17 protein-coding genes are annotated in these 20,843 nt (G+C 64.8%); 4 read left to right on the top strand and 13 right to left on the bottom strand.

What is annotated here, in order from left to right; all coding sequences use genetic code 11:
* Positions 1–30: 30 nt before the first annotated feature.
* The 4 genes from CF161_RS06900 to CF161_RS06915 all read right to left on the bottom strand — a co-directional run bounded on the left by CF161_RS06900 (position 31) and on the right by CF161_RS06915 (position 5,091).
* Positions 31–1,257, bottom strand: a complete 1,227-nt coding sequence (locus CF161_RS06900) for an SGNH/GDSL hydrolase family protein (RefSeq protein ID WP_020295845.1) — start codon at positions 1,255–1,257, stop codon at positions 31–33.
* A 1-nt stretch (position 1,258) separates the two neighbouring features.
* Complete coding sequence (locus tag CF161_RS06905; protein WP_043228804.1) at positions 1,259–2,452, bottom strand: SGNH family hydrolase; 1,194 nt, start codon at positions 2,450–2,452, stop codon at positions 1,259–1,261.
* On the bottom strand, positions 2,439–3,839 hold the full coding sequence (locus CF161_RS06910) for an MBOAT family protein (RefSeq protein ID WP_020295847.1): 1,401 nt from the start codon (positions 3,837–3,839) through the stop codon (positions 2,439–2,441). The genes CF161_RS06905 and CF161_RS06910 overlap by 14 nt, the downstream gene beginning before the upstream one ends.
* Before the next feature lie 193 nt (positions 3,840–4,032).
* Entirely contained in the window at positions 4,033–5,091 is a 1,059-nt protein-coding gene (locus CF161_RS06915) for a hypothetical protein (RefSeq protein WP_020295848.1), read from the bottom strand.
* Positions 5,092–5,332: 241 nt separating this feature from the next.
* Here CF161_RS06915 and CF161_RS06920 point away from each other — a divergent pair, with 241 nt between their 5' ends.
* Complete coding sequence (locus tag CF161_RS06920) at positions 5,333–6,724, top strand: L-cystine transporter (RefSeq protein WP_020295849.1); 1,392 nt, start codon at positions 5,333–5,335, stop codon at positions 6,722–6,724.
* Positions 6,725–6,937: 213 nt separating this feature from the next.
* Here the strand turns inward: CF161_RS06920 and CF161_RS06925 are convergent, their stop codons facing one another.
* Positions 6,938–7,450: a dihydrofolate reductase gene (locus tag CF161_RS06925; protein WP_020295850.1), complete on the bottom strand. Its 513-nt coding sequence runs from the start codon at positions 7,448–7,450 to the stop codon at positions 6,938–6,940.
* A 96-nt stretch (positions 7,451–7,546) separates the two neighbouring features.
* Between CF161_RS06925 and CF161_RS06930 the strand changes: the two genes are divergently transcribed.
* Both CF161_RS06930 and CF161_RS06935 read left to right on the top strand, forming a co-directional pair.
* Positions 7,547–8,926 (top strand): DUF2868 domain-containing protein, encoded by a 1,380-nt coding sequence (locus tag CF161_RS06930; protein WP_020295851.1) that lies wholly within the window; start codon positions 7,547–7,549, stop codon positions 8,924–8,926.
* Entirely contained in the window at positions 8,919–10,295 is a 1,377-nt protein-coding gene (locus CF161_RS06935; protein WP_020295852.1) for a GTPase/DUF3482 domain-containing protein, read from the top strand. Before CF161_RS06930 ends, CF161_RS06935 begins: the two co-directional genes overlap by 8 nt.
* A gap of 40 nt (positions 10,296–10,335) precedes the next feature.
* Here CF161_RS06935 and CF161_RS06940 read toward each other — a convergent pair whose 3' ends face one another.
* The 7 genes from CF161_RS06940 to CF161_RS06970 all read right to left on the bottom strand — a co-directional run bounded on the left by CF161_RS06940 (position 10,336) and on the right by CF161_RS06970 (position 19,514).
* A complete protein-coding gene (locus tag CF161_RS06940) occupies positions 10,336–10,947 on the bottom strand; it encodes a phosphonate degradation HD-domain oxygenase (protein WP_020295853.1) in 612 nt (203 codons plus the stop codon).
* Complete coding sequence (locus CF161_RS06945; protein ID WP_020295854.1) at positions 10,947–12,080, bottom strand: TIGR03364 family FAD-dependent oxidoreductase; 1,134 nt, start codon at positions 12,078–12,080, stop codon at positions 10,947–10,949. The genes CF161_RS06940 and CF161_RS06945 overlap by 1 nt, the downstream gene beginning before the upstream one ends.
* Positions 12,081–12,297: 217 nt before the next feature.
* A complete protein-coding gene (locus CF161_RS06950; RefSeq protein ID WP_020295855.1) occupies positions 12,298–13,323 on the bottom strand; it encodes a putative 2-aminoethylphosphonate ABC transporter substrate-binding protein in 1,026 nt (341 codons plus the stop codon).
* 40 nt (positions 13,324–13,363) lie between these two features.
* Positions 13,364–15,088 carry a putative 2-aminoethylphosphonate ABC transporter permease subunit gene (locus tag CF161_RS06955; protein ID WP_020295856.1) on the bottom strand — a complete coding sequence of 575 codons (1,725 nt, stop codon included), beginning with the start codon at positions 15,086–15,088 and terminating at the stop codon, positions 13,364–13,366.
* Positions 15,088–16,164 carry a putative 2-aminoethylphosphonate ABC transporter ATP-binding protein gene (locus CF161_RS06960; RefSeq protein ID WP_020295857.1) on the bottom strand — a complete coding sequence of 359 codons (1,077 nt, stop codon included), beginning with the start codon at positions 16,162–16,164 and terminating at the stop codon, positions 15,088–15,090. The genes CF161_RS06955 and CF161_RS06960 overlap by 1 nt, the downstream gene beginning before the upstream one ends.
* Positions 16,165–16,301: 137 nt before the next feature.
* Positions 16,302–17,165, bottom strand: coding sequence for a LysR family transcriptional regulator (locus CF161_RS06965; RefSeq protein WP_020295858.1), 864 nt, complete (start codon positions 17,163–17,165; stop codon positions 16,302–16,304).
* 15 nt (positions 17,166–17,180) lie between these two features.
* The gene (locus CF161_RS06970) at positions 17,181–19,514 is read right to left on the bottom strand and encodes a heavy metal translocating P-type ATPase (RefSeq protein WP_020295859.1); all 2,334 of its coding nucleotides are present in this window, start codon (positions 19,512–19,514) and stop codon (positions 17,181–17,183) included.
* An 86-nt stretch (positions 19,515–19,600) separates the two neighbouring features.
* Here CF161_RS06970 and cadR point away from each other — a divergent pair, with 86 nt between their 5' ends.
* On the top strand, positions 19,601–20,050 hold the full coding sequence (gene cadR, locus CF161_RS06975) for a Cd(II)/Pb(II)-responsive transcriptional regulator (protein ID WP_020295860.1): 450 nt from the start codon (positions 19,601–19,603) through the stop codon (positions 20,048–20,050).
* A 24-nt stretch (positions 20,051–20,074) separates the two neighbouring features.
* Here cadR and CF161_RS06980 read toward each other — a convergent pair whose 3' ends face one another.
* Complete coding sequence (locus CF161_RS06980) at positions 20,075–20,662, bottom strand: undecaprenyl-diphosphatase (RefSeq protein WP_020295861.1); 588 nt, start codon at positions 20,660–20,662, stop codon at positions 20,075–20,077.
* Positions 20,663–20,843 lie beyond the last annotated feature (181 nt).

Here is a 20,843-nt window from a genome sequence, read left to right on the forward strand (position 1 = left end):
GCCGCCGAGCGATCCGAGGCCAGCACACGCCTAGGGCACCGGCTGGCCCAATTGCTCACGCAGGAAGCGGTACAGACCATCGGCGCTCTTGCGGTAGCCATCGGCCGTCAGGTGCACCAGGTCGTTGCGCGCCAGTTCGTTGGCTTGCCATTGGCTGATGGAGCACGGGCCGCCCATAAAGGCCTGCCAGTCCCAGAACAGGGTGCGGTTACGCTGCGCCAAGTCTTTCTGGATCCGCACCAGTTGCCGCAGGGGTTGCGGTTGCGCGGCGGCGCAGGAGCCGGCCCCACGACGCTTGATCGAGTCCGGTGGACCGACCAGCAGAATCACCGCCTTGGGCAGGGTTTTGCGCAACAGGGTGATTTTGTCCTGCAACTGGGCGCGGTATTTGTCCAGTTCCAGGTCATCGTCAAACGCCTCGTTGGTGCCGTAGGCCAGGATCACCATGTCCGGGCGCAACGCCTTGAGCGCATCGGCCCAACCCGGTTGCCATTTATCCACCACGTCCAGGCGCGCGCCGTTGATGCCCAGCGAGGAATAGATCACCCCGGCACTCTTCTGCGCGAGGATATTCCAGCCGCCCAGGGCCAGGCCCGTATTGTTGGCGACGCTCAGCTCCATGGGCATGCTCAGGTTGTTGAATGGCGGGCTGAAGCGCCATTGCCCACCCGTGGCGGCCAGCATGCGGGTGGCCTGGGTCAGGTTGGACTGGGCCTTGAGGGTGCTGTTGGTGGTCGCCTGGTACAGCGCCGACACCCGGTACTGCTGACGGCTGGGCTCGCGCTCGCGGATCTGCACCTTGGCACCCGGGGTCTGGGGCAAGGACAGATAACCGCCCAGGGGGAACTGGGTGCTCTGCTGATTACGCGCCGACACCTGCGACCACTGACGCTTGGCCACGTTGAGGATCACCCGCTCATAGCGGGTCCCCGGCACCGGCGTGGCGGCGATAAAACCGATACCGCCGTCACCGTACTGGGCCTGCAACAGGCGGCGCATCTCACCGGTGAACAGGTCGGCCGCGGTGTGCGAGTCGCCCAGTTGCACGATGCTGATCGGGGTGCGATCCGAGGTGCTGAACTTGCGCGCCAGCAGGGCAAGGTTCGGGTCGCTGCCCGGCACCGGGAGGATTTTCTTCGAGGCCACACCCGGTTTACCGGCGCCCGCCGCGGGAGTGGCTTGGACCTGGGAGGTAGGGCTACAACTGCTCAGCAGGGTAATGCTCAACAACAGCGCAATGCCGTGCAGTCGCCGCATGTCAGTGCTCCGTTATTTGTTGGGTAGGAAAGTTGATCATGGAGATCACACGTTCGGCGATCAGCCGTTGCCCGGTAGGGGTGAAGTGGATGCCGTCATCGACCCGGGTCTTGACCTTCTTCTGGTTGGCGTCCGTCAGGTAATAAGAGAACTGGTCGTTCTGATAGCCCAGGATTTCGTTGGCCGAGACAAAGTGCTGGTGGTACTGCTCGATCTGGCTTTTATACAGCACGTTGAGGTAAGCCATGGCCGCCGACAGCTTGGCTTTCTCCATGTTCGGCGGGCCGACCCAGATCACCTGCACGTTGTGCTCGCGCGCGGTGTCGAGGATCGAGTCGATGCGCTGGCGGTAAGCCACTTCCCAATCCGGCGCCTTGAAGCGCAGGAAGGGTTTGCCTTTGCCATCGGGCATGTCCCACGGGTCGTTGGGCCCGAGGAAGATCACCATCAGGCGAATGTTCGGGTTGGCGGCCAGGGTGCTTTCGACGGTCTTGGGCCAGTTGAAAAAGTTCGGGTAGGCCAACCCCGTGCTCTGCCGACTGAGGTTCACGCTTTTGACGTTGTAGCGTTTGCGCAAGGTATTGGCCATGTGCGGCGCCACGCCTTGCATCAGCGAGTCACCGACAAAAAACACTTCATCGCCCAGGGCCAGAGACGCCATCAACGGCGTGACCGGGGCACTGTCACCAGGGGTGGGGCTGGCCTGGGTCGAGGGTTCGACCGCTGCCGCCACGGCAGGTTCATGCACCGGCTCATGCACCGGCGCCTGGACCGGTTCATGTACCGGCGCCTGGACCGCCACCGGATGGCTGGCCGGGTGCGCGGCCGGCGCGGCGGGTGCCAGGACCACCGGCTCCACAGGAGTCGGGGCGAGGGTCGGCAACGGCGCCAGCGGCTCGTCTTCCGAGGCCTCGGCCTGGGCCACCAGGCCAAGCCCGTCCTGCCCGGTGAACTGGCTGACCAGTCGTTGCCGGCCATCCTCCAGTGTCTGGTTCAACTGCGCGCCCCACCGCCACTCTGGGTTCTGCGCCAGCCCGGGAATCTCGCAGCCCTCGTGGTACTTCTGCTGGCAGTACAGGCGGATCGAGTTCTGGTTGAACCACACCAGCATCAGGCTGATGACCAGCACGGCGTACAGCACTTTGGCGGCAGCGCCCTGGCTGCTCAACCACGGCGACCTGTTAGAAACTGGCATAGATAAACCCCGGTACGCCCGACGGCGAGGCAAAGATGACCAAGCAAATGAACAACCCCAACGGCAGCGGATACAGCAGCCACGGCAAGCGGGTGCTGGCATCGAACAGCCGGCGCAACAGCGCCACGATCTGCGGGTACAGGGCGACAAACAGCAGGCACGCCAGGAGCGAGGCGCCCTGGCTGGTCAAACCGGCCAGCGACAGGTTGCCAAGGCCGGCGAACATGTCCAGGGCATCGCTGAAGGACGCACAGCGGAAGAAAATCCAGGCAAACGCCACATAGTGGAAGGTCAGCAAACGGGCCAGCAGGTCGGCGCCGATCCAGGTCGGGCGCTGCGGCAGCCACTGGCTGAAGAGCTTGTACAGCGCCAGGCCGATACCGTGCAGGGCGCCCCAGATAATGAAGTTGGCGCTGGCACCGTGCCACAGCCCGGAAATCAGCATCGCCAGCAGCATGTTCAGGTTGCCGCGCCACACGCCCCGGCGGTTACCGCCCAGGGGGATGTACACGTAGTCGCGGATAAAGGTCGACAGGCTGATGTGCCAGCGGCCCCAGAATTCCTTGAGGTTGCGGGCCGCGTAGGGAAAGTTGAAGTTCTCCGGCAGACGGAAGCCCAGCAGCAGCGCGATGCCGGTCACCAGGTCGGTGTAACCGCTGAAGTTGAAGTAAATCAGGAACGAATAGCCGTAGACGCTGCGCAGAATCTGCTCGGCAGAAAAGCTCACCGGGCTCTCGAACACCGGGTCGACCCATTCATTGGCCAGCCACGAGCTGAGGAAAAACAGTTTGACCACCGCCAGGGCGATCAGGCCCAGGGCGCGCTGCGGCTCCAGCACCTGGCGCACGGTTTGCGGGCGGATCTGCGGCAGCATGTGGCTGGCACGGTTCACCGGGCCGGCGATCAGGCTCGGGAAAAACGCCAGGTACAGCGCCAGGTCGAAGGGCGATGCCGGGGTCATCTCGCGCCGGTTGATCGACACCAGGTAGCTGACCGAGTGAAAGGTATAGAACGACAGCCCCACCGGCAGCAGCACTTCCAGCAGCGGCACCGACACTTCCAGGCCGAACTGGGCCAGGGCGCTTTGCAGGCTGCTGGTAAAGAAGTCCTGGTACTTGAACAGGTAGAAGGTGCCGAGCACCAGCAACAGCATCAAGCCATTGACCCAGGCACGCCCCGGATACCGATGGCTCAGCAGCCCCAGCAGGTACACCAGGCTGGTATAGCCGAGCAGGATGTACAGGAAGTTCAGGCTGAAGCTGGCGAGGATCGCGTAGCTCGCGCCCAATAGCAGCACGTTCTGTAGACGCGGGCTCGCGCACAGGCACCAGTACAGGACGAAAAACAGGATGAAGCAGAAGCCGAATTCGATCGAGAGATAGCTCACAACGTATTCCATTACGCGCAGACGGAAGGGAGCCCAGCACGCAAGGAACAAGCCGCGGCGTTAAGCGGCGGCGATTATGGCAGAGGGCCTTTATTTGTCACAAGTTGAAACACTCTGCAACGATCTTATCCACAGCCCCGAGCCGGCGCCTGCAACCGGAGGCTGCAGGATCCGGCGTCGGTGACCGGGTTGGTTACTGAATGTCCTCGGGCTTGACGATCACCCAGTTCTTGTCGGCGGTCACCGGCAGCCCTTCCTTGGCCTGGGCCGCGGCGTGCTTGGCCATCATGCCGTTGAGCTGGGTCATGTACTTGTCCTTGCGATTGATCCACAGGTGGATGCCACCCTTGGCCACGTCGACATCGTGGAACAGCATGTAGCCGTCGCTGGTCGGGGTGTCGCCGCCCACCAGCACCGGTTTCTTCCATTCGTCGATGTAGGTCAGGATCGCCGCGTGCTTGCCGGCCATCCAGGTGGCCGGGGTCCACAGGTAGGGGGTCAGCTCCAGGCCGAGGTTGGCCTTCTCGTCATACTTGCCGTCGGTGATCTGTTTGCGCGCGGTGGTCAGGGCGCCGGTCTTACGGTCCTTGAGCAGGGTGGTCACGCCGATCACGTTCTGCGGCTTGACGTTGTAGCCGTACTTGGGATCGGCGGCGACCATGCGCACCAGCTCTTCGGACGCGGCGGTCATCACGTAGACCTCGATGCCGTTCTCCATCAGCTTGTTGTACAGCTCGGCCTGGCCGGTGAAGACCTTGGGCGGGTTGACCTCGATGGTCTTGACCACGTCACCGTCGTAGTAGGTGCTCGGCACCGGCTTGCCGGACGCCATCAGCTCGTCGACGTAGCCCTTGAGTTCCTTGAGGGTAAACCCCGAGAACACTTGCGCGACCCAGGGGTAGCAGACCATGTCGTCGACTTCACACAGGCGGTAGTAGTAGCTGAACAGGCTTTCCTTGTGCTCGGCGGTGTCCTTGAACGGCATCAGTTTCAGTGACGGGTCGAGGGTCTCGCGGGTGATCAGGCCCTTGTTCTCCATAAAGGGCAGCAGGGATTCTTCCAGGTCGTAGCGGTAACTGGTGTTGTCCATGTCGAACACCGCGTAGTTACCCTTGTTGGCGTTGGCCGCGATCATCGCGTCCAGCTGCTTGGCCTGCGCCGCCGGCCAGTGCTTGAGTTCGGTAGCGGCAAGGGCCTGGCCAGCCAGGCCCAGGCAGAGTGCGACAGCCAGAAATTTCGGAGCAAGTTTCATCGGCGGTTCTCCCTGATTCAAAGAGATCGACGCTAACAAATAAGTGTGACGATCCTCGTCTCGACGCGACCGCCTGCGTCCTGATTCCGTCACCGACATTCGTCTGCGCGCCAGCCGCTTATTCCAAAAACGACAGTCCACCTGCTTTTTTGGTATTAAATCTTTTAGTTATCAAGCTGTTAGGATTTCCGGTTCGCAATCGCAGGCACACGCGATTGGCACCTATCTTTTCGGAGCTTCAATGAATCTGCCGCTGATCCTCAATCTGCTGGTATTCCTCGCCTTGCTGCTGGGCCTGGCGCAAACCCGCCACAGCTCCTGGAGCCTGGCCAAGAAAGTGCTGCTGGCACTGGTCCTCGGCGTGCTGTTCGGGGTCGCGCTGCACAGTATCTATGGCGCGGGCAACCCGGTGCTCAAGGCCTCGATCGGCTGGTTCGACCTGGTCGGCAACGGCTACGTGCAGTTGCTGCAAATGATCGTGATCCCGCTGGTGTTCGCGTCGATCCTCAGCGCCGTGGCCCGCCTGCATAACGCCTCGTCCCTGGGCAAGATCAGCTTCCTGACCATCGGCACCCTGCTGTTCACCACCGCAATTGCCGCCCTGATCGGTATCGGCCTGACCAACCTGTTCGGCCTCACCGCCGAAGGCCTGGTGGCCGGCACCCAGGAAATGGCCCGCCTGCAAGTGATCCAGAGCGATTACGCGGGCAAGGTCGCCGACCTCAATGTGCCGCAGTTGCTGCTGTCGTTCATTCCGCAGAACCCCTTCGCCGACCTGGCCCGGGCCAAGCCGACCTCGATCATCAGCGTGGTGATCTTCGCCGCCTTCCTCGGCGTCGCCGCGCTGCAGCTGCTTAAGGACGATGTCGAGAAAGGCCAGAAAGTGGTCAACGCCATCGACACCCTGCAAGCCTGGGTCACCCGCCTGGTGCGCCTGGTAATGAAGCTCACGCCCTACGGTGTGCTGGCGCTGATGACCAAGGTGGTGGCCGGCTCCAACCTGCAGGACATCATCAAGCTCGGCAGTTTTGTGGTGGTGTCCTACCTCGGCCTGGGCCTGATGTTCGTGGTCCACGGCGTGCTGGTGTCCCTGGCCGGGATCAACCCGCTGCGCTTCTTCCGCAAGATCTGGCCGGTGCTGACCTTCGCCTTCACCAGCCGCTCCAGTGCCGCGAGCATCCCGCTGAGCATCGAAGCCCAGACCCGGCGCCTGGGGATCCCGCAGTCCATCGCCAGCTTTTCCGCCTCGTTTGGCGCCACCATCGGCCAGAACGGCTGTGCCGGCCTGTACCCGGCGATGCTGGCGGTGATGGTGGCCCCGACCGTGGGCATCAACCCGCTGGACCCGCTGTGGATCGCGACTCTGGTAGCCATCGTGACCCTGAGTTCGGCAGGCGTAGCCGGGGTGGGCGGCGGTGCGACCTTTGCCGCGCTGATCGTGCTGCCGGCCATGGGCTTGCCGGTGTCCCTGGTGGCGCTGCTGATTTCGGTGGAACCGCTGATCGACATGGGCCGCACCGCCCTCAACGTCAGCGGCTCGATCACCGCCGGCGCCATCACCAGCCAAGTCATGGCACAAACCGACAAAACCCTGCTCAACGCCGACGAACACGAAGAACTGGCCCAAGCCTGACTGCCGCTGCCGAGCAACGCGAGGCGGCGCTGGCCAGGATGGGCGGCGTGGGAGTGTCAGTCACAGTGATGCTGCTGCTCAGGGCCAGCGTCCGAACGCGGCCCGAGCCTGGCGGCAGCGGCTACAGAGGTTCTTCACCTGTAGCCGCTCGCTGGCCAGAATGGACGACGTGAGAGTGTCAGGCACACAGAGATTGCAGCCTCACGCCAGCCGCTACCGCCGCTCCCAAACCTCAAAACTATAAGCCGGCTTGCCCCCTTCAGCCGGGGTCGGCAGGTCGGACACCAATTGCCACTGCTGCTGATCGAACTCGGGGAACCACGCGTCGCCCTCCGGGCTCAACGCCACGCGGGTCAGGTACAGGCGGTCGGCGTGCTCCAGCCCTTGGCCGTACAACTGCGCCCCGCCAATCAGCATCAGCTCGCTGGCGCCCTGCTCCAGCGCCCATTCCTCGGCCCTGGCCACGGCGGCCTCCAGCGACGCAAAGACCTCGGCCCCTTCGAGCTGCAAATCGGCCTGACGGCTGACCACAATGTTCAAGCGACCCGGCAGCGGCCGACCCAGGGAGTCCCAGGTCTTGCGCCCCATGATGATCGGCTTGCCCAGGGTGGTGGCCTTGAAGTATTTGAAATCCCCCGGCAAGTGCCAGGGCATGCTGTTGTCGACGCCGATCACGCGGTTTTCACCGAGGGCTGCGATCAGGCTGAGGGGGAGAGTTTTTTTCATGGCGGCGAGGATACCAGAGGCTCGCGGCCTCGCCACGTACCCCGATCGGCGTGACAGCGGTTATGCTCAGCGCACATTTGAGCAACGGACCACCGTGTGACAGACCTGACGCCCCTGCAACAACTCTGGCTCACCGAAACCGTGCGCCTGCGCGAGGAACACGCCGGCCCACTGGAGGATCAGGAAGCCAATCGCCTGGCCCGCCACTCAGGCGGCGACCTGGCAACCCGGGTCCACGCCCGCGCCCGCTGGCTGGCCGAGCGCGATGGCCTGAGCCAGGCCCTGCGCCACTGGCTGCAAGGCGCGCGCCTGGCGCTGCTGGCAATGGCGCTGCTGGCGATCATCAGCGGTGCCGGCCTGGCATTCGCCGCCCTCGGTGACGGCCAGCGCCCGGTCAACGTGTTCTGGGCCCTGGGCAGCCTGCTCGGCCTGAACCTGATCCTGCTCCTGAGCTGGGCCCTGGGCCTGCTGTTCGCCGGCGAACACGGCGCCAGCCTTGGCCGTTTGTGGCTGTGGCTCAGCGAAAAACTCGCGCGCGACGCCAAGGCCGCGCAACTGGCGCCGGCCCTGCTGCTGTTGCTGCAACGGCAAAAACTCAATCGCTGGGCCATCGGCCTGCTGGTGCATGGCCTGTGGCTGCTGGCGATGCTCAGCGCCTTGGTGCTGTTGCTGACGCTGATGGCCACCCGGCGCTACGGTTTTGTCTGGGAAACCACCCTATTGCGCGGCGACACCTTCGTCGCCCTGACCCAGGCCCTGGGCGCCCTGCCCGCGCTGATCGGCTTCAGCCTCCCCAGCGAGGCCATGATCCGCGCCAGTGGCGACAGCGCCCTGAACATTGAAAGCGCCCGCCAGGCCTGGGCTGCATGGCTGGTCGGCGTGGTGCTGGTTTACGGCCTGCTGCCGCGCCTGCTGCTGGCCCTGCTGTGCCTGTGGCGCTGGAAGCGTGGCCGCGCAGCCCTGAGCCTGGACCTCAACCTGCCGGGTTACAGCCCACTGCGCGAAGCGCTGATGCCGAGCAGCGAACGCCTGGGAGTCAAGGATGCCGCCCCACAGCAGTTGCATCGTGTCGAAGGCGCGACCGGCACCCTGGACAGCGACGGCGCCCTGCTGGTGGCCATCGAACTCGACGACCAATACCCCTGGCCGCCGCCATTGCCTCACGGCGTGAAAGACGCCGGCATCCTCGACAGCCGCGAGTCGCGCCAAAAACTCCTCGAACAAATGACCCGCTTCCCCCCGGCGCGCCTGGCCATCGCCTGCGACCCGCGGCGCTCGCCGGATCGCGGCAGCCTGGCGCTGATCGCCGAACTGGCGCGCAATGCCGGTGCCAGCCGCGTCTGGTTGCTGCCGGCGCCACCCGGCCAGGCCCTGGACGCCGAACGCCTGGGCGACTGGCACGCTGCGCTGCAGCAATTGGAATTGCCCTTCAGCGATGGCGCCCCCTTGAGTTGGCTGGAGACCGGTCATGACTGATACCCGCAAACCGCCCCTGAAACTGGCGGTGGTCGGCCACACCAACGTCGGCAAGACCTCGCTGCTGCGCACCCTGACCCGCGATGTCGGCTTCGGCGAAGTCTCCCACCGGCCGAGCACCACCCGGCATGTCGAGGGCGCGCGCTTGTCGGTGGACGGCGAAGCCCTGCTGGAGCTGTACGACACGCCCGGGCTGGAGGACGCCATCGCCTTGCTCGACTACCTCGAACGCCTGGAGCGCCCGGGCGAACGCCTGGATGGCCCGGCGCGGCTGACGCGGTTTCTTGAAGGCAGCGAAGCCCGCCAGCGCTTCGAGCAGGAGGCCAAGGTTCTGCGCCAGTTGCTGGCTTCGGATGCCGGGCTGTATGTGATCGACGCCCGCGAGCCGGTGCTTGCCAAGTACCGCGATGAGCTGCAAGTGCTGGCCAGCTGTGGCAAGCCGCTGCTGCCGGTGCTGAATTTTGTCAGCAGCGCCAGCCACCGCGAACCCGACTGGCGCGAAGCCCTGGCACGGCTCGGGCTGCACGCCCTGGTGCGTTTTGACAGCGTGGCGCCACCGGAAGACGGCGAGCGCAGGCTGTATGAAAGCCTGGCCCTGCTCCTGGAAAGCTCGCGCCCGCAACTGGAACGGCTGGTTGCCGACCAACAGGCGCAACGCCAGGCCCGCGAGCAGAGCGCGAAGCGGCTGATTGCCGAACTGCTGATTGATTGCGCGGCCTGCCGCCGCAGCGTGGCCAGCGATGCGGCGCTGGAACAACAGGCCATCGGCGAACTGCGCAGCGCCATCCGCCAACGGGAACAGCGTTGTGTCGAAGCCCTGCTCAAGCTCTATGCCTTTCGCACCGGAGACGCCGCCGCCAGCGACCTGCCGTTGCTGGACGGACGCTGGGGCGACGACCTGTTCAACCCGGAAACCCTCAAGCAACTGGGGGTTCGGGTCGGTAGCGGAATCGCGGCCGGGGCCGCCGCCGGGGCTGGCGTCGACCTGCTGGTGGGCGGCCTGACCCTGGGCGCGGCGGCGCTGGCCGGTGCGATTGCCGGCGGCGCCCTGCAAACCGCCCGCAGTTATGGCAGCCGCCTGCTGGGCAAGATCAAGGGCCAGCGCGAACTGACCGTGGACGACAGCGTGCTGCGCCTGCTGGCATTGCGCCAACGGCAATTGGTGCAGGCCCTGAACCAGCGCGGGCATGCGGCCATGGACAGCATCCAGGTGGCGACGCCAGAGGACAAAAGCTGGCGCGAAGGCAAACTGCCCGAAGCCCTGCACAAGGCCCGGGCCCATCCTCAGTGGTCGTCCCTCAACCCTCAGCCGCGCTTGAGTCAGGCAGAACGCCAGGAACAGATCGAGCTACTGGCCCAAACGTTGTAACCCCCGTAGCCGCTGCCGAAGCACGAGGCTGCGCTGGCCATCACCCACGACGTGCTTCCCCCGGCATAACCTCGGCGCCCAAACCACCCAGCGGCAGCGGCGCCAGCAAGGCCAGCGCCTTGTCCTTGAGGATCTGCATATCAATCACCGGCACCCACAGTTCCTTGGCCTGTTCGTCCCAGTGCCGCAGGCGCAGGCTGATGGACCATAGCGGGTCCTGCTCGAAAGCCGTCGCCTCCTGCGCACTCATCACCCCGCCCTGGAACTCCAGGGTCCGGCGGCTGGCTTCGCTCAGGCGCTGGTAATAACCCGGCTCCTTGAGGGTCAGGTAGCGCTTGGCCTGCACGTGATACTCCACCAGCCGCGCCAGTCGCTCGCTAAAACCGATCCGACGCAGATAATCAGCACCGAGGCGCTCATGGCTGACCGCGCCAAAACCATCCATGGTTGCCGCCTCTTCGGCGCAAATGTGCCCGATATCGTGAAAGAACGCCGCCAACACCACTTCATCGTCAAAGCCTTCGGCCATGGCCAGTTGCGCCGCCTGGGACATGTGCTCGATCTGCGACACCGGCTCGCCGATGTAATCGTGGTCGCCAAAGCGCTCGTACAGCGCAAACACCTCGGCAACCGCCCGGGCCTGATGCTCCATCAGCTTTCTCCCAGCAGGCGGGCGATATTGCTTTCCGCCATGGCCGGGCCAACGCTCATCCCCACCCCGGTGTGCATCAGCGACGCATGCACCCCCGGCGCCGCCTGCAGGAACGAAAACGGCTGCTGCCCGCGCGCGCCATACACGCCCTGCCAGCGCTCCAGCACCTGAACCTTGCAGCCCAGGGTCTGCTCGGCCAGCTCGATCATCCAGTCGTCCACCTGTTCGGCATTGAATGGCGACGGATCCCGCCCGTAATCGTGAGAATCGCCGATGATCAACTCACCGTAGGGCGTCGGGCTGATCAGCAGGTGAATGCCATGCTCATGCAGATGGGGCGCCTGAGCCAGGATTTGCGCCTGTACCGCCGCCGCTTGCGGCAAGTCGGAAAACGCACCGTAGTGCACGCAACTCAGGCCGGTGAGCAGCGCGTGCTGCAGCTTCAGGTCGACCTGGGGCCGGGCGCGGAGCATTTGCAGGCGGCAGATTTGCGGCTCGAGCCGGGCCAGGGGTTCGGCGAGCAGAGTCTGATAGTCGTGGCCGGAACAGAGCACGATCTGCGTGCCACGAAAGGTCCCGGCGGTGCTGTGCAACTGCCCGGGTTCGATGTCGCGGACCAGGGTCGAAAAATGAAACTCCACCCCCAGGTCGCGGCGCAGGTACTCGATCAGCGCCGGAATCGCCTCGCGGGAATACAGCTGCTGGTCGTCCAGGCCATGGAGCGCCGCGCGATGATGACGAAACTGGCCGCCGTACAGGTCATTCAGGGCCGCGCCCCGCAGCAGCTCGACCCGATAGCCGTGCTCCACCGCACGCCCATTGCAGAAGGCTTGCAGCAGATGCTCTTCGGCCTCGCTGCGGGCAAACAGGTAGGAGCCATTGCGCTTGAGCTGCAACCCCGCCAGCTGCGCCCAGTCACCCCAGATCTCCCGGCTGGCCCGGGCCAGCTCAAGCATGATGCCCGGCGGCTGGCCGGTGACCAGGGCCTGGCCGAAGTTGCGCACCGAGGCGCCCAGGGGCGTGGCGCTGCGCTCGAATACCCGCACCCGCAGGCCGCGCTTGGCGGCCGCATAGGCGTGGGACAGGCCCAGGATGCCGGCGCCGATAATCAGCATGTCGCTGTGTCGAGTCATGTACGTGTCCTGAAAAGATTAGGCGGACGTGGCGCGGGAGCTTGCTCCCGCTGGACCGCGCAGCGGTCCCAACCCAGGTACTGCGGCGCTTCAAACACACCGCAAGCTCTGCTGTCAGGAGTGCTGTCCACTCCAGCGGGAGCACGCTCCCGCGCCACAAAAAGCCACTCGTCCTCCCCCTGACAGGCCCTTGGCCCGCAGGGGGCGTCCCTGGCGCTTACTGCGCCGCCACTTTTTCCGACTTGCCGTCGTAGCGCTTGCGCCATTCGGCAAGGATCTGGTCGCGGTTCTTCGAAGCCCAGGCGAAGTCGTTCTTGATCAGGCGCTGCTCATAGTCGGCCGGCAGTTCGGTCTGCGGCTTGGCGATGCCCGGCTGGGCCAGCACGGCAAAGTTTTCCTTGTACAGCTCCATCGCCGCCGGGCTGGCGGAGAAGTCGGCGAGTTTCTTCGCCGCCTCTTCATAAGGGGTGCCCTTGATCACCGCGGTGGCTTCGATTTCCCAGCCCAGGCCCTCTTTGGGCAGCACGATATCCAGCGGCGCGCCCTGGCGCTTGAGCTGCACCGCCGGGTATTCGAAGGAAATGCCGATCGGGAATTCGCCGGCAGCGGCCAGCTTGCACGGCTTGGAACCGGAGTGGACGTACTGGCCGATGTTCTGGTGCAGCTCATCCATGTACTGCCAGCCCTGCTTCTCGCCAAAGGTCTGCAACCAGGCGCTGACATCGAGGAAGCCGGTGCCGGAGGACGCCGGGTTGGGCATCACGATCTTGCCCTTGTACTCGGGCTTGGTCAGGTCCTGCCAGCTCACCGGCTTGGTCAGGCCCTGCTTCTCGGCTTCCACGGTGTTGAAGCAGATAGTCGCGGCCCACACGTCCATCCCGACCCAGGCGGGCGGGTTGGCGGCGTCGCGGTAGTTGGGCCCGATCTGGCCCAGGTCCTTGGGCGCGTAGCTTTGCAGCATGCCCTGTTGATCGAGGATCGCCAGGCTCGACGCCGCCAGGCCCCAGACCGCATCGGCCTGTGGCCGGGCTTTTTCCGCCAGCAGCTTGGCGGTGATGATCCCGGTGGAATCGCGCACCCACTTGATCTCGACGTCCGGGTTGGCCTTTTCGAAGGCTTGCTTGTAGGACTTCAACTGCTCGGCTTCGAGGGCGGTGTACACCGTCAACTCGGTCTTGGCGGCAAAGGCATTCAGGCTGAAGGCGGTGAGGACAGCAGCGGCAAGAGCCAGGGGCTTGAACATGGTGCGGTTCCTTTTAATGAGTGTGGGTGGAGGGACGAAATCAGTGGCCCGGCGCGGTCTGGCGCCAGGCCTGGGAGCGGCGCAGCAAACCGCGCGAGGCCCAGGCCAGCAGCAGCGAAACGCCGGCCGAGGTGAAGAGGATCAGGGTCGACATGGCCGCCGCGCCGCCGACGTTGCCGGCGTCGTCCATGTTCAGCACGGCGACGGCGGCGAGAATGGTGTCCGGGCTGTAGAGGAAGATCGCCGCCGACACCGTGGTCATGGCCGAGACGAACAGGTAGCGCACGATGTCCAGCAGCGCCGGCAGGCAGATCGGCAGCGTGACCCGCCAGTAGTGCCGGTACAGCGGCGCCTTGAGCGACAGTGCGGCGGCTTCGAACTCGGCATCGAGCTGGCGCAGGGCGGTGGTGGCGGTCATCTGCGCGGTGGTCAAATAGTGAGCAATGGTGCACACCACCAGCAGGCTCATGGTTCCGTAGAACACATGCAGCGGGTTGCCGTTGAGGTTGAAAAAGAACACGTAGCCCAGGCCCAGGACCAGGCCCGGCACTGCCATCGGCACAAAGCTCAGCATGCGCAGCAGCAGGTTCAGGCCGCGCTGCCCCTGGGTCTTCTCCATCAGGTAGGCGCCGGTGAAAATCAGCCCGCTGCCGATCAGGGCGGTGCACAGGGCCATAGTCAGGCTGTTGCGGTAGGCCAGCCAGCCACCGCCGGCGGTGTCGCTGAACTGATAGTGATTGAGCGAGAGCGACAGGTTGTACGGCCAGAATTTGACCAGCGACGAGAACACCGCCATGCCGAACACCAGCAGCAACGCCGCGCAGATCAGCAGCACGATGGCCAGGTAGCAGCCATCCCGGACGCGACTCGGCAGCGGCTTGAAGACCTGGGCCCGGCCGCTCATGGAGTCGCCATGGCGCCGGCGCAACCAGGCATCGACCGCGAAGCTGAACAGCGCCGGCAGCAGCAACACCATGCCGATCAGGGCGCCGCGCCCGAACTGTTGCTGGCCGACCACCGCCTTGTAGGCCTCCAGTGCCAGCACCTGATAGTCGCCGCCGACCACCACGGGCACGCCGAAGTCGGTGATGGTCAGGGTGAACACCAGGCAGAACGCGGCGAACACCGCTTGCCGGGTCGCGGGCCAGGTGATGCTGCGAAAGGCCTTGGCCGGGCTCGCGCCCATGCTCGACGCCGCGTCGAACAGCCGCGCATCGGCCAGGGACAGCGCCGAGAGCAAAATCATCAAGGCATGGGGAAAGGTGTAGATCACCTCCCCCAGGACAATCCCCCAGAAGCCGTAGATGTTGTCTGACAGCAGCCCGCGCAGCAGGCCCTGATTGCCGAACAGATACACCAGGGCGATCCCCGGCAGCATCGAAGGCGCCATCAGCGGCAGCAGCGACAGGCCGCGCCAGACAGCCTTGCCCGGAATCAGGGTGCGCTGCAGGGCGTAGGCGAACAGATACGCCAGGGGGACCACGATGGCCGCCACGCTGAGGGAGACTTTCAGGCTGTTGCCCAGCAACCAGTGGAAGTTTTCGCTGCGCAGCAGTTCCCGCGCCGCCACCAGCCCACCGCCCTGCCCGGCCTCACTGCTGAAGCCACGCCAGAAGATCGCCAGCAACGGCATCAGCACAGCAACCCCCAGCAGGCACAGGAGCAGGACCTTGCCGCCGACCACAAACAGCCGATCACCCAGCTCGGCGCGGGAGGCCTGGCGTACCTGCTTGCCCGGCAGCGGCAGGGCGATCTGCGCGCCCATCAGGCAAACACCTGCAGGCTGCGCGGCGGCAGGGCGACCATGATGTTCTGCGCGCCCAGGCGTGGCATGGCTTCGGGCGCCAGTTCGGCGAGCAGCGCATGGCCGGGCAAATGCTCCAACTCAAAACTCATGCGGCAGCGGTTACCGAGGAAGGTGATTTCACGGACCTTGGCCGGGAACAGGTTTTCCTCGTGCACCAGCGGGTTGACGCTGATCGCCTCCGGACGGCAGAACAGCCGGCCCGACGCGGCTTTGCCGCTGTTGTCGGCCAGGCGCATGCTCATCCCGCCGACCTGGGCATGGCTCTCGCTGTTACGGCTGAAGGGCAGCCAGTTGCCCTGGCCGACGAACTCGGCGACGAAAGGCGTCGCCGGCCGGTCGTAGATTTCCTGGGGCGTGGCGTACTGCTCGACCTTGCCGTTGTTCATCACCGCGATGCGGTCGGCCATCAACATGGCCTCGTCCTGGTTGTGGGTGACCATCAAGGTGGTCACGCCCAGGCGCCGCTGCAATTGGCGCAGCTCGGTGCACAGGTGCTCGCGAACCCGGGCATCCAGGGCCGACATCGGCTCGTCGAGCAATAACAGGGAAGGCGCCGGAGCCAAAGCACGGGCCAGGGCCACCCGCTGCTGCTGGCCGCCGGACAGTTGGCCGGGGTACTTCTTTTCGCTGCCGGTCAGGCCCACCAGCTCAAGCATCTGCCCGACCCGCTGGCGCACCTCGTCGCGCCCGCTGCCGGCCAGGCCGTAGGCGATATTGGCCTCGACACTGAGGTTGGGGAACAGCGCGTAGGACTGGAACAGGATCCCGTAATCCCGAGCCTGGGGCGCCAGGCGCGAGACATCGCGCTCACCCAGGTACAACTCGCCCTGGTCCTGGCGCTCAAGGCCGGCGATGCAGCGCAGCAGCGTGGTCTTGCCGCAACCGGACGGGCCGAGCAGGCACACCAGCTCGCCGGCCGCCACGTCCAGGGACACGTTATCCAGCGCCGCAAAGGCGCCAAAACGTTTCTGCAGACCGCGCACCTTCATCGGTGCACCGGGGTTGCTCAGGGCAGTGGCAATCGAGTTGTTCATGGAGGGGCCTCATCAAGCAGATGCAGGCCATCCTAGGGAACGAATGCGTAGTTACTGTGGCAACGAGGCAAAAGCTGCCGATAGTGGTATTGGCAGATTTGGGTTGGCCCGGGGCCAGGCAACCCGGTAGGGCAGATTCAGCAGCCAGCCATTTCCTGGGCCAGCCCGAGGAAGGCCGCCGGCAGCCGCGCGTTTTTGCGCTCCTTGAGGCAGTACAGGTACTCGGCGATCTGCGGCGCGTTTTCGAAGGTCAGCACGCGCAACTGCGGGTCGTGGGGCACTTCCTGGCGGGCGATGATGCTGATGCCGATGTTGCGCAGCACGGCTTCGCGGATCGACTCACGGCTGCCGATCTCCAGCAGCGGGCCAAAGCTGACCTGGGCGCTGTTGAGCAGTGCTTCGGTCAGGCTGCGGGTGGTCGAGCCGGCTTCACGCATCAGCAGGGTATGCCCGGCCAATGCACTCAGGGGCACGTGGTCCAGCGCCGCCAGCGGATGGTTGCGATGCACCGCCAGCACCAATGGGTCGGTGCCCAGCACCCGGCGGATCAGGCGTGGGTCTTCGAGCAGTTGCGACGACGCGGCGATGTCCACTCGGTACTCTTCCAGGGCCTCCAGCACCTGCTGCGAATTGCCGATTTCCACGGCCACCTGGACCTGGGGCAAGCGCTCGCGGAAGGTTTTGACCAGGTCGAGGATGTAATACGGCGCGGTGGCAGCGATGCGCAGGCTGCCCTGCATCTGGCCGCTGTTACGCAGGAAGAACTCGATGTCCGCCTCCTGCTGCAACAACTGCTTGACCATCGGCAGCAGCCGCGCGCCCTCGTCGCTCAGGCTCAGGCGGCGACCGCCGCGGTAGAACAGCTCAACCGCGTACTGGCTTTCCAGGTGGCGAATCTGGGTGGTGACCGTCGGCTGGCTAAGGCCGAGCTTTTTCGCCGCCAGGGTGATGCTGCCCAGGCGGGCGACCATGTAAAAAGCCTTCAGCTCGGCACTCAGCACTGCGCACTCTCGTCGTTATTTGCGCAAGAGGCGCAAACCATTGAACACCACCAACAGGCTGACCCCCATGTCGGCAAAGACGGCCATCCACATCGTGGCCAGGCCGGCAAAGGTTACTCCAAGAAAGATCGCCTTGATCACCAGCGCCAGGGCGATATTTTGCACCAGGATATTCGAGGTCTGGCGCGACAGGCGGATAAACGCCGGAATCTTGCGCAGATCATCGTCCATCAGGGCGACATCCGCGGTTTCAATCGCGGTGTCAGTGCCAGCGGCGGCCATGGCGAAACCAATTTCGGCCCGGGCCAGGGCCGGCGCGTCGTTGATGCCGTCGCCAACCATGCCCACGCGGTGCCCCTGGGCATACAGCGCTTCAATCGCTTGCAGCTTGTCGGTGGGCAGCAGGTCGCCTCGCGCCTGGTCGATGCCCACCTGGGCCGCGATGGCCTGGGCAGTGTGCGGGTTGTCACCGGTCAGCATCAGGGTCTTGACCCCCAACTCATGCAGCTGGGCGATGGCTTCGCGGCTGCTGTCCTTGACCGTATCGGCCACGGCAAACAGCGCCAGCGGCCCGGAGCGGTCGAGGAGCAGGACCACGGTCTTGCCTTGTTTTTCCAGGGCGAAGAGTTTTTCCTCGAGGGCGGGCGAGCACAGGCCCAGCTCTTCCACCAGGCGGTGGTTGCCCAGGTGGTACAGCTCACCGTTGATTTCACCACTCACGCCGCGCCCGGCCAGGGCCTGGAAGTTATCCACAGCGTGCAGCGCCAGGTTTTTATCCACAGCCGCATTGGCGATGGCCAGCGACACCGGGTGGTCCGAACGCCCGGCCAGGCTGGCGGCCAATGCCGGCGCGGTGTTTTCGGCCAGGGGGTCGAGGGGCAGGAAGTCGGTCTGCACCGGCTTGCCGTGGGTGATGGTGCCGGTCTTGTCCAGGGCCAGGTAGTCGAGTTTGTAACCGCCCTCCAGGTACACCCCGCCCTTGACCAGGATCCCTTTGCGCGCGGCGGCGGCCAAGCCGCTGACGATGGTGACCGGGGTGGAAATCACCAGAGCACACGGGCACGCCACCACCAGCAGCACCAGGGCACGGTAGATCCAGTCGAACCAGGCCGCGCCCATGAACAGCGGCGGAATCACCGCCACGGCCAAGGCAAAAACAAAGACTACCGGGGTGTAAATGGTGGAGAACTTGTCGACAAAGCGCTGGGTTGGCGCCCGTGCGCCCTGGGCCTGCTCCACGGCGTGGATGATCCGCGCCAGGGTCGAGTTGTTGGCCGCGGCGGTGACTTTATATTCCAGGGAGCCGGCCTGGTTGATGGTGCCGGCGAAGACCTTGTCGCCCACGGTCTTTTCAATCGGCAGGCTCTCGCCGGTAATCGGCGCCTGGTCGATAGTCGAACTGCCAGAGACCACCTCGCCATCGAGGCCGATGCGCTCACCAGGGCGCACCCGGACCAGGGCTCCGAGTTCAATGCTTTTGGCTTCACGTTCGACCCAAGTTCCGTCCGGCAACTGCACCGTGACCTGCTCCGGGGTCATCTGCATCAGGCCGCCGATGGCGTTGCGCGCCCGGTCCAGGGAACGCGCTTCAATCAGCTCGGCCACGGTGAACAGGAACATCACCATCGCCGCTTCCGGCCACTGGCCGATCAGCACCGCGCCGGTCACCGCGATACTCATCAGCGCGTTGATGTTGAGGTTGAGGTTCTTCAGGGCGATCCAGCCCTTTTTATAGGTGCCCAGGCCACCGCTGAGAATCGACACCAACGCCACCAGGGCAATCACCCAGGACGGCGCGCTGTCGGTGAAGTGAATCACCTCCGCGGCCAGTGCCCCCACGCCGGACAGGGCCAGCGGCCACCAGTGTTTCTTCACTGCAGGCGCCGCCGGCTCGGCGTCGGCGCCCTGCTCGATCGGCTCGGCCTGCATACCCAGGGACTTGATGGCTTCGATAATCGGCGCGGTGCTCGGCAAGTCGTGGGTGACGCCCAGGACCCGATTGATCAGGTTGAACTGCAATTGCTGCACACCGGCCAGCTTGCCCAGTTTGTTCTGGATCAGCGTCTGCTCGGTCGGACAGTCCATGGCTTCAATCCGAAAACTGCTGAGGCGGGCGCTAGCGCTGATGGTCGCGCTCAACAGGACCTGTGACGGCGCGACCTTGGAGGAGCAGCAGGAATCGCCATGGCTGCCGTGGTCATGCTTGGGGATGGCCTGCAGCTTCGGCTCTTGGCCGTGATCGTGATCGTGATCGTGATCGTGATCAGCGTGGGGCTTGCCGGAAGTGTGGAGCGTGATCTGATCGTGATCAGCGTGGGGCTTGCCGGAAGTGTGGAGCGAATTGTTCATTGGGGTGACGTCCATGAAAGGTGCCTGTTGCCAAGTGAACACCCTGTAGCCACTATAGGGTCAAGCACCCAAAACGAGACGCCCCCATGAAAATCGGTGAATTGGCGAAACTGACCGACTGCCAGGTCGAAACCATCCGCTATTACGAACGCGAAGGGCTGCTGCCGGAACCGGCTCGCAGCGAAGGCAACTACCGTCTTTACACCCAGGCCCACACCGAACGCCTGACGTTTATCCGCAATTGCCGCAGCCTCGACATGACCCTCGAGGAGATCCGCAGCCTGCTGGGCCTGCGCGACAGCCCGCAAGGCCAGTGCGAAAACGTCAACGCCCTGATCGACGAACACATCCACCACGTCAAATTGCGCATCGACGGCCTGCTGGCGCTGCAGGAACAACTGCTCGACCTGCGCCAACGCTGCTGCGAAGGACCGGACTTGGATCAATGCGGGATCTTGCAGCGCCTGGAAGTCAGCGGTTCGGTCGCGCCCAGCGACGCCGAGCACTCCCATGTCGGCCGCAGCCACGGGCACTAGGCCCGTGGCCAGGGCGCCATGGTTTCAGGAGCCGTGGCGGCCCAGGGGTATCAACCGCTGGTAGATCCCCTCAAGCAGCGTCAGCAGCCGCTGATCCAGATCGCGCCAGGCCAGGCCCTGGCGCACCAGGCAGGCGCTGAGTAGCCCGACCAGGCAGCCGCCCAGGATGTCGAACGGGAAATGCACCCCCAGGTAGACCCGGGCCCAGCTCACCAATAGCGCCAGCGCCAGCATCACCAGCCCGGTTCGGTACAGGGACACCAGAATCAGCGCGAACGCCATGGCAAACATGCCGCTGGCATGATCGCTGGGAAAGGACGCCCCAGGCGCGTGGGCCAGGAAGTTCTGCCCCAGGCCGAGCATGAACGGTCGTGGGTGAAACCACAGATCGCGAATCAGCAGGTTGCAGGCCAGGGCGAAGACAATGCTCAAGGTCGCGATCAGCACGATCATTCGTTGCCGCCGTCCGCCAAACACCCACAACATCAGGAGCAGCAGCGGCACGCTCAGGACCAGCCATTGCGCCAGGAACACCGCCAGTTCGCGCATCGGCAACGATGCTTCGGCGCTGGCATTGATGGCCAGGAACAGGCTGCGGTTGAGTTCTTCCATTCAAGGGCTCGTATTCAATATCAGAAGGACTGCACCCCGAACGAACCGAGGCTGCTCCTGAGAGCGTAGCCGCTCGCCAGGTACAGCAATGCCCGGGAGGGTTCCCGGGCACAGGTCGATAAAGGTCACGGATGAAGCGATAGGGGCCGCGCGGCGTCAGCCCCACGGCTCCCGGGTAAAG

This window comes from Pseudomonas sp. CF161 (assembly GCF_000416215.1).
Taxonomy (GTDB): Bacteria; Pseudomonadota; Gammaproteobacteria; order Pseudomonadales; family Pseudomonadaceae; genus Aquipseudomonas.

Coding starts and splice junctions, on each gene's coding strand:
- CF161_RS06920 (WP_020295849.1), top strand. CDS start 5,333: ATGAATCTGCCGCTGATCCTCAATCTGCTGGTATTCCTCGCCTTGCTG.
- cadR (WP_020295860.1), top strand. CDS start 19,601: ATGAAAATCGGTGAATTGGCGAAACTGACCGACTGCCAGGTCGAAACC.
- CF161_RS06935 (WP_020295852.1), top strand. CDS start 8,919: ATGACTGATACCCGCAAACCGCCCCTGAAACTGGCGGTGGTCGGCCAC.
- CF161_RS06980 (WP_020295861.1), bottom strand. CDS start 20,662: ATGGAAGAACTCAACCGCAGCCTGTTCCTGGCCATCAATGCCAGCGCC.
- CF161_RS06940 (WP_020295853.1), bottom strand. CDS start 10,947: ATGGAGCATCAGGCCCGGGCGGTTGCCGAGGTGTTTGCGCTGTACGAG.
- CF161_RS06915 (WP_020295848.1), bottom strand. CDS start 5,091: ATGAAACTTGCTCCGAAATTTCTGGCTGTCGCACTCTGCCTGGGCCTG.
- CF161_RS06955 (WP_020295856.1), bottom strand. CDS start 15,088: ATGGGCGCGCAGATCGCCCTGCCGCTGCCGGGCAAGCAGGTACGCCAG.
- CF161_RS06925 (WP_020295850.1), bottom strand. CDS start 7,450: ATGAAAAAAACTCTCCCCCTCAGCCTGATCGCAGCCCTCGGTGAAAAC.
- CF161_RS06960 (WP_020295857.1), bottom strand. CDS start 16,164: ATGAACAACTCGATTGCCACTGCCCTGAGCAACCCCGGTGCACCGATG.
- CF161_RS06900 (WP_020295845.1), bottom strand. CDS start 1,257: ATGCGGCGACTGCACGGCATTGCGCTGTTGTTGAGCATTACCCTGCTG.
- CF161_RS06950 (WP_020295855.1), bottom strand. CDS start 13,323: ATGTTCAAGCCCCTGGCTCTTGCCGCTGCTGTCCTCACCGCCTTCAGC.
- CF161_RS06905 (WP_043228804.1), bottom strand. CDS start 2,452: ATGCCAGTTTCTAACAGGTCGCCGTGGTTGAGCAGCCAGGGCGCTGCC.
- CF161_RS06970 (WP_020295859.1), bottom strand. CDS start 19,514: ATGAACAATTCGCTCCACACTTCCGGCAAGCCCCACGCTGATCACGAT.
- CF161_RS06945 (WP_020295854.1), bottom strand. CDS start 12,080: ATGACTCGACACAGCGACATGCTGATTATCGGCGCCGGCATCCTGGGC.